The sequence below is a fragment of the Xanthomonas sp. LF07-6 genome, from assembly GCF_034105445.1.
Lineage (GTDB): Bacteria > Pseudomonadota > Gammaproteobacteria > Xanthomonadales > Xanthomonadaceae > Xanthomonas_A > Xanthomonas_A sontii.
Map to the genome: position 1 here is coordinate 116,769 of NZ_JAXGGI010000012.1, position 7,592 is coordinate 124,360.

At 69.7% G+C, this 7,592-nt stretch carries 7 protein-coding genes; 3 read left to right on the forward strand and 4 right to left on the reverse strand.

All coding sequences use genetic code 11. The annotated features are described in order from the left end of the window. Positions 1-139: 139 nt before the first annotated feature. Together SLW56_RS16705 and SLW56_RS16710 are read left to right on the forward strand one after the other, a co-directional pair. Positions 140-700: a sugar O-acetyltransferase gene (locus SLW56_RS16705; protein WP_267093122.1), complete on the forward strand. Its 561-nt coding sequence runs from the start codon at positions 140-142 to the stop codon at positions 698-700. 84 nt (positions 701-784) lie between these two features. Next, positions 785-1,231 carry a universal stress protein gene (locus tag SLW56_RS16710; protein ID WP_148828883.1) on the forward strand — a complete coding sequence of 149 codons (447 nt, stop codon included), beginning with the start codon at positions 785-787 and terminating at the stop codon, positions 1,229-1,231. 246 nt (positions 1,232-1,477) lie between these two features. Here SLW56_RS16710 and SLW56_RS16715 read toward each other — a convergent pair whose 3' ends face one another. Next, a complete protein-coding gene (locus tag SLW56_RS16715) occupies positions 1,478-1,771 on the reverse strand; it encodes a DUF2782 domain-containing protein (RefSeq protein ID WP_017910345.1) in 294 nt (97 codons plus the stop codon). A 451-nt stretch (positions 1,772-2,222) separates the two neighbouring features. On the opposite strand from SLW56_RS16715, the gene polA reads away from it, so the two are divergent. Next, complete coding sequence (gene polA, locus SLW56_RS16720) at positions 2,223-4,994, forward strand: DNA polymerase I (RefSeq protein WP_267093121.1); 2,772 nt, start codon at positions 2,223-2,225, stop codon at positions 4,992-4,994. A 519-nt stretch (positions 4,995-5,513) separates the two neighbouring features. Here polA and SLW56_RS16725 read toward each other — a convergent pair. The 3 genes from SLW56_RS16725 to SLW56_RS16735 form a co-directional block, all read right to left on the reverse strand. Then, complete coding sequence (locus tag SLW56_RS16725) at positions 5,514-5,780, reverse strand: DUF2164 domain-containing protein (RefSeq protein WP_017914139.1); 267 nt, start codon at positions 5,778-5,780, stop codon at positions 5,514-5,516. Beyond that, positions 5,777-6,676 carry an oxygen-dependent coproporphyrinogen oxidase gene (gene hemF / locus SLW56_RS16730; protein ID WP_017910342.1) on the reverse strand — a complete coding sequence of 300 codons (900 nt, stop codon included), beginning with the start codon at positions 6,674-6,676 and terminating at the stop codon, positions 5,777-5,779. Before hemF ends, SLW56_RS16725 begins: the two co-directional genes overlap by 4 nt. 75 nt (positions 6,677-6,751) lie before the next feature. Next, entirely contained in the window at positions 6,752-7,312 is a 561-nt protein-coding gene (locus SLW56_RS16735; protein ID WP_295932023.1) for a hypothetical protein, read from the reverse strand. Positions 7,313-7,592: the final 280 nt, after the last annotated feature.

The window sequence follows — 7,592 nt, forward strand, 5'->3', positions numbered from 1 at the left end:
TTGCTGGACGGTGAATGCGACGTGGTCTGTTGGTCACGACGTCGCCGTGGCTGCGGCTTGCGCGTCACCGCCAGGGACACGCGCCGTGACGCAGCGCGATGCGATCATTCGCGTTCGACCACTGCCTGGGAGGGCAAGGATGCGAAGCGAGAAAGAGAAGATGCTGGCCGCCGAACCGTATCGCCCCAACGACGCACAGCTTCGGGCCGAGCAGGACGCGGCCAGTGCCTGGATGCAGCGCTACAACGCGGCGCTGGCCGAGCCACCGGCGCGGCGGCACGCGCTGCTGGTCGAAGGACTGGGTTCGGTGGGACGCGGCGCGGTGGTGCGGCCGCCGTTCCATTGCGACTACGGCTACAACATCCATCTCGGCGAGGACGTGTTCCTCAACTTCAACTGCGTGATCCTGGACGTGGCACCGGTGCACATCGGCGCCGGCACCCAGATCGGGCCGGCGGTGCAACTCTATGCCGCCGATCATCCGCGCGATGCTGCGCAGCGCGCCGAGGGGTTGGAGTTGGGGCGGCCGGTGACGATCGGGCGCAACGTCTGGATCGGCGGCGGCGCGATCGTACTGCCCGGTGTGACCATCGGCGACGACGCGGTGGTCGGCGCCGGCAGCGTGGTCACCCGCGACGTGCCGGCCGGCGCGCGCGTGGCCGGCAATCCAGCACGCCTGCTGAAGCCGCACAGCGACTGAATTTGATCCGGGTCAAGGCAGGCGCCGCGCAATGGGTGTGCAATGCTGTCCAGGCCGCCGTGTGCGGCGTCACCGGAGCATCCCATGTACCAGCGCATCCTGATCGCCATCGATGGTTCCGAGTTGTCCGCCAAGGGTCTGCAGCAGGGGCTGGCGCTGGCCGCCGAGCTCGGCGCGGACGTGGATATCGTCACCGTGTCCGAGCCGTGGGCAATGGGCATGTACGACGCGATGGGCTGGAGCGTGGGCTACGAGGCCAGCCCCGAATACCGCCAGGACCGCGAAGCCGGCGCGCAGAAGATCCTGGCGCCGGCGCTGGCCGCCGCCGCGGCCACCGGAGTGACCGCGCACGGTCGCCACGTGCTCGACCGCTACGCCGCCGAGGGCATCATCGACATGGCCGTGGCCTGCAACAGCGATCTGATCGTGATGACCTCGCACGGCCGCCGCGGCATGAGCCGGGTCCTGCTCGGCAGCCAGACCGCGGAAGTGCTCGCCAACAGCCAGGTGCCGGTGCTGGTGATCCGCTGAGGCGCTGATCGGCCCGCGCCGGGGTCGGCGCGGTGCGGAACACGTTCGAGGCCGGCATCCGGCCGCTGGCGGCAGCGACCTATCGCTTTGCCGATACGCTTCGGCCTGTCACGCGGCTGCGCCGGGAGGCGACGCCGCGACAGGGGGCCGGCATCCGGCACGTGCATGCATTCGTCCGTCTGGGCAGATCGGGGACGCGAGCACGCCCGCGCGCCGCCACCGTTGGGCGACGCGCCGGGCGCGACGTCACCAGCTGTACAGCTTCCAGTACACGGGCGACACATTGTCCTTGCTGCCGTCCACTTCCATGTGGCCGTCGCCGTTGCGGTCGTACAGGTAGTAGGCCGGGCCGCGCGCCGGGGTCACCTTGACCATGCGCAGTTGGCCACCCACGCGGTATTCGTCGACGGTATCGCCGTTGTCCATCTTGCGCTGGGTCGTTTCCGCGCCGCGCACGTCCATCGGCGCGCCGTCCGGGCCGAGGCCGGTGGAGGCGCAGCCCGCCAGCAGCAACAGCGGGACCAGGATCAGGGCTTTCATTGCGGTGTTCTCCACGGGCAGGACATGCGCAGAGTATGCGCCGAGTGTCTGCATGCGGTGTGGGAATGGTGCGGGCGGATGGCTGCTTAGTGGATCAGGTTGGCGTGTCGCTGCGTACCGTACCCTCTCCCGGTGGGAGAGGGGCTTTGGCTCTTCCTTCTCCCGCCGGGAGAAGGTGCCCCGTAGGGGCGGATAAGGGTACGTGCGCAGCCTCGTGGACCCAGATCAGTGCGTCGCTTCGCGTCGTACCCTCACCCCAACCCCTCTCCCGGTGGGAGAGGGGCTCCTGGCTGTTCCCTTCTCCCTCCGGGAGAAGGTGCCCCGTAGGGGCGGATGAGGGTACGTGCGCAGCCTCGTGGACCCAGGTCAGCGGGTCGCTTCGCGCCGCACCCTCACCCCAACCCCTCTCCCGATGGGAGAGGGGCTACACGCCGCAGCGTAGAATTGGCCGATGAGCCGATTAGTCCTGATCGACGGGTCCAGTTACCTGTATCGCGCGTTCCACGCGCTTCCGCCGCTGACCAATGCCGCCGGCGAGCCCACCGGCGCGCTGTTCGGCGTGGTCAACATGTTGCGCGCCACCCTCAAGGAGCGCCCCGAGTACGTGGCCTTCGTGGTCGACGCGCCGGGCAAGACCTTCCGCGACGACCTGTACCCGCAGTACAAGGCCAACCGCCCGCCGATGCCCGACGAGCTGCGCGCGCAGGTCGAGCCGATGTGCCAGATCGTGCATGCGCTGGGCATCACCATCCTGCGCGAGGACGGGGTCGAGGCCGACGACGTGATCGGCACCCTGGCCCTGCAGGGCGCCGGCGACGGCCTGGACGTCACCATCTCCACCGGCGACAAGGATTTCGCCCAGCTGGTGCGCCCCGGCGTGCAACTGGTCAACACCATGAGCGGCAGCCGCATGGATTCGGATGCGGCGGTGATGGAGAAGTTCGGGGTCTGGCCGCACCAGATCGTCGACCTGCTGGCGCTGATGGGGGACGCCATCGACAACGTGCCGGGCGTCGAGAAATGCGGACCCAAGACCGCGGCCAAGTGGCTGGCCGAGTATGGCTCGCTGGACGGGGTGATCGCCCATGCCGACTCCATCAAGGGCAAGATCGGCGACAACCTGCGCGCGGCGCTGCAGCGCCTGCCGCTGAACCGCGAGCTGGTCACCATCAAGACCGACGTGACGCTGCCCGGCGGCCCGCGCACCCTGGGCCTGCGCGAACAGGAGCCGGAGCAGCTGCGCGGCCTGTACCAGCGCTACGGCTTCACCCAGGCGCTGCGTGATCTGGACGGCGGCGTGGCCGCGCCGGAGGCCGCCAGCGAGGCGACGCCCAGCCTGCGCGGCACCGCCGCCGGCTATGCCCGGGCCGCGGCGCCGGCCGCCGATACGGCGCTGGACCCGGCACTGGCCGCCAAGGGCGACTACACCGCGGTGACCACACCCGAGGCGTTCGAAGCACTGCTGGTGCGCCTGCGCGCCGCCGACGGCTTCGCCTTCGACACCGAGACCGACGCGCTGGACGCGATGCGCGCCAACCTGGTCGGGCTCAGCTTCGCCACCGAGCCGGGCCGCGCCGACTACCTGCCGCTGGGCCATGACTACCCGGGCGCGCCGGTGCAACTGGATCGCGCGCTGGCGCTGGAGATGCTCAAGCCGCTGCTGGAGGACCCGGCCAAGCCCAAGGTCGGCCAGCACGGCAAGTACGACCTGCACGTGCTGCGCCGCCATGGCGTGGAGGTGCGCGGCTACGCCGACGACACCATGCTGGAGAGCTTCGTGCTCAATTCCACCGCCAGCCGCCACGACATGGACTCGCTGGCCCGGCGCTACCTGGGCTACGACACGGTCAAGTACGAGGACGTGGCCGGCAAGGGCGCCAAGCAGATCGCGTTCTCGCAGGTGGCCATCGACGACGCCACCGGCTACGCCGCCGAGGACGCCGACATCACCCTGCGCCTGCACCGCACGCTGTCGGCGCAACTGGACGCCGAGCCGGCGCTGGCGCGGGTCTACCGCGAGATCGAGATGCCGCTGGTGCCGGTGCTGGCGCGGGTCGAGGCCAACGGCGTGTGCGTGGACATCGCCGAGCTGCGCAAGCAGAGCCAGGACCTGAGCCAGCGCATGCTGGCCGCGCAGCAGAAGGCCACCGCGCTGGCCGGACGCAGCTTCAACATGGACTCGCCCAAGCAGCTGCAGGCGGTGCTGTTCGACGAGCTGAAGCTGCCGGCGGTGCTGAAGACCCCCAAGGGCCAGCCCAGCACCAACGAGGAGGCGCTGGAGGCGATCGCCGACCAGCACGAGCTGCCGCGGGTGATCCTGGAGTACCGCGGCCTGGCCAAGCTGCGCAGCACCTACACCGACAAGCTGCCGGAGATGGTCAACCCCGACACCGGTCGCGTGCACACCAGCTACCACCAGGCCGGCGCCGCCACCGGGCGGCTGTCCTCCTCCGATCCCAACCTGCAGAACATCCCCATCCGTACCGACGACGGCCGCCGCATCCGCCGCGCCTTCGTCGCCCCGCCCGGGCGCAAGCTGATCGCCTGCGACTACTCGCAGATCGAGCTGCGGATCATGGCCCACCTGTCCGAGGACCCGGGCCTGTTGCGCGCCTTCGGCAGCGGCGTGGACGTGCACCGCGCCACCGCCGCCGAGGTGTTCGGGCGCAAGCTCGAAGAGGTCACCGGCAACGAGCGTCGCGCCGCCAAGGCGATCAACTTCGGCCTGATGTACGGCATGAGCGCGTTCGGCCTGGCCCGCAACCTGGGCATCGGCCGCGGCGAGGCGCAGGACTACGTGGCGCTGTACTTCAGCCGCTACCCGGGCGTTCGCGACTTCATGGAGCGCATGCGCGAGCAGGCGCGCACCCAGGGCTACGTGGAGACCCTGTTCGGCCGCCGCCTGTACCTGAACGACATCAACGCCCGCCAGCAGGGTCTGCGCGCCGGTGCCGAGCGCGCGGCGATCAACGCCCCGATGCAGGGCACCGCCGCCGACATCATCAAGCGCGCCATGGTCGGCGTGGACGCCTGGCTGCAGGACCACCGCGACCGCGCGTTGATGATCCTGCAGGTGCACGACGAACTGGTGTTCGAAGCCGATGCCGACTTCGTCGACACCTTGCTGCCGGAAGTGACCGGGCGGATGTCCGCCGCGGCGGAGCTGAAGGTGCCGCTGGTGGTGGACAGCGGGGTGGGCGACAACTGGGACGAGGCGCATTGAGTGCCCGGGTTCCGGGCATGCACCCGGGGCCAGACCTGGCGCTGCGGTGTCTTGCGTAGACATCGCATCCGCATGCACGCCGGATATCGCAGAGGGTTTTCCGAAGGATTATCCTGCCCGCGATTTTCGCTTTCCCATTCGCGTTGGTTTTTTGACCCCATCGGGCGCGACAAGCCGCAAAATTCCTACTGGCGTCACACCCGGGGCGTGCAGGATCGCTTTGATTGAACGGAATTTTGACGCGGTTTATTTGCACGAATTTTCGGGAATGAATCCGTCCTTAATCTGACAAATTTTTAACTTAAATCTTCACGAACGAGCAAGGTGGGGAATGTTCTTATATCCCTCGACAGGCGCAATACCTGTCGCGGATCTCCTCCCATCCCCTGGAGCAGATCCAGGAACGGCGACTCCTCCCCAAGTCTCCGTTCCCTGGCCCCGCCGACCTCCCCCTGGTCCGCGGGGCTTTTTTATGCCCGCACGTTCGTGATGCCGCGTTTGTGGCGCGCACGACCCGGCTCAGCGGCGCGCGTCGGTGGGCTGTTGCAGTTGGTAGAGCGCGTCGTCCAGGGTGTCCAGCTGCGTGGCCAGCAGCGCGCGGGCATCGTCCAGGCCGCGGTTGTAGTAATGCGCGCCGATGCGCTCGGCGACGAAATCGAGCAGGAATTCGGCCTCGAACGCGCCGACCTGCTGCTGCAACTCGGTGCGCAGGTAGGCCTGCAACTGTTCGGCGATGGCGCGCTTGTCCTCGCGGCCCAGCACGGCGGTGCGCGCTGGCGCGCTCATGCCAGCCATTCGCGCGGCACCAGGTACTCGGCCAGGCGCGCCTCGGCGCTGCCCGGTTCGGGCTGGAAGCCGTACTCCCAGCGCACCCGCGGCGGCAGGCTCATCAGGATGCTCTCGCTGCGGCCGCCGCTCTGCAGGCCGAACAGGGTGCCGCGGTCGTAGACCAGGTTGAACTCGACGTAGCGGCCGCGCCGGTACAGCTGGAACTCGCGCTCGCGCTCGCCCCAGGGCAGGCCGCGGCGGCGTTCCACGATCGGCAGGTAGGCATCGAGGAAGCCGTCGCCGACCGCGCGCTGGTAGGCGAAGTCGCGCTCGAAATCGGCATGCAGGTCGTCGAAGAACAGGCCGCCGACGCCGCGGGTCTCGTTGCGGTGCTTGAGGAAGAAGTACTCGTCGCACCAGCGCTTGTGCGCCGGATAGCGGTCTTCGCCGAACGGCGCGCACAGGTCGTGCGCGGTCTGGTGCCAGTGGCGGGCGTCCTCGTCGAACGGGTAGTACGGGGTCAGGTCGAAGCCGCCGCCGAACCACCAGGCCACGGTGGCGCCGTCGCGCTGCGCCTCGAAGTAGCGCACGTTGGCGTGGGTGGTGGGGATGTACGGGCTGAGCGGGTGGAACACCAGCGACACCCCGACCGCGCGCCACGAGGCGCCGGCCAGTTCCGGGCGGTTGGCGCTGGCCGAGGGCGGCAGGCGGGTGCCGGCGACGTCGGAGAAGCCGATGCCGGCCTGCTCGAACAGCGCGCCGTCGCGCAGGATGCGGGTGCGGCCGCCGCCGCCCTCCGCGCGCTGCCACAGGTCTTCGGCGAAACGGGCCTGGCCGTCGGCGGCCTCGACAGCCGCACAGATGCGGTCTTGCAGGCCAGTGAGATAGTCGCGAACGCGGTCGAAGGTATGCATGCCGCCATTCTAGAAGCTGGCTGTGTCAGGCGTCTGCGGCGGGCTGCCCGGACTGCGCGGGCCGGTCGGCATGCGTCAGCGGCGGAACTCGGCGCGCAGCGCGGGGCGGCACAGCTGGTAGACCAGCCAACCGTGCAGGCCGGCGAAGACCAGGGCGGTCAGCGCGCCGCTGACCATGAGCGTGATCCGGCCCAGCGCCAGGTCGTGCTGGAGCTGTTGCGGGTCAAAGGCGTGCTGCGGCGCCCAGACCTGCAGCAGATCGAACAGTTGCCACAGCAGCGGCAGCACCGCGAAGTTGGCCGCGGCGGTGACCACCAGGAACACGATGAACGCCCGCCGCGCCCAGTCGCGCCGCTGCAGCAGCGCCCACGACGCCGCGCACAGGCCCGCCGACAGCAGCGCCGACAGCCAGGACAGCGCCAGTGCATGGGCGACGCACCACTGCAGCAGCGGCGGCAACGGCAGCCCGGCCTCGCGCAGCACGCCCTCGATCGCCCTGTCCGGCAGCGCCATCAGCAACAGCGCCTGGCCCAGCGAATACAGCAGCGACAGCACCCCGATCAGCAGCGAGAGCTTGGCCATCGCATCGATATTCTGGTTGCGGGCGGCAGTGCGGGGCAGCGGCGGAGGCGGCATCGGCGGTCCTTCGGGGCGGGGCGGCGCTGGCGGCGCCGCACCGGCGGCAGTCCGGCAAGGATAGGGATGGCGGAGCAGGGCGCAAGCCGGCGTGGCGCGCGAGGTGGGGCGCCTATGCCGGTGCGCGGCCTCTGGTCAGGGCGCTGCCGATGCGGTGTCGCCAGGAGCGGCGCTACGCCAAGGTCGTGCCGATGCCGTCTGCGTTCGGACGGCCTAGCTGCGGGCGCTCGCGTAGAAGCGGCTTCAGCCGCGACGCGCCTTACCTGGAAAGCCTCGTCGC

Bases quoted from the DNA above. Each gene is read 5' to 3' on its own strand.
- SLW56_RS16705 (WP_267093122.1), top strand. From the start codon at position 140: ATGCGAAGCGAGAAAGAGAAGATGCTGGCCGCCGAACCGTATCGCCCC.
- SLW56_RS16710 (WP_148828883.1), top strand. From the start codon at position 785: ATGTACCAGCGCATCCTGATCGCCATCGATGGTTCCGAGTTGTCCGCC.
- SLW56_RS16715 (WP_017910345.1), bottom strand. From the start codon at position 1,771: ATGAAAGCCCTGATCCTGGTCCCGCTGTTGCTGCTGGCGGGCTGCGCC.
- polA (WP_267093121.1), top strand. From the start codon at position 2,223: ATGAGCCGATTAGTCCTGATCGACGGGTCCAGTTACCTGTATCGCGCG.
- SLW56_RS16725 (WP_017914139.1), bottom strand. From the start codon at position 5,780: ATGAGCGCGCCAGCGCGCACCGCCGTGCTGGGCCGCGAGGACAAGCGC.
- hemF (WP_017910342.1), bottom strand. From the start codon at position 6,676: ATGCATACCTTCGACCGCGTTCGCGACTATCTCACTGGCCTGCAAGAC.
- SLW56_RS16735 (WP_295932023.1), bottom strand. From the start codon at position 7,312: ATGCCGCCTCCGCCGCTGCCCCGCACTGCCGCCCGCAACCAGAATATC.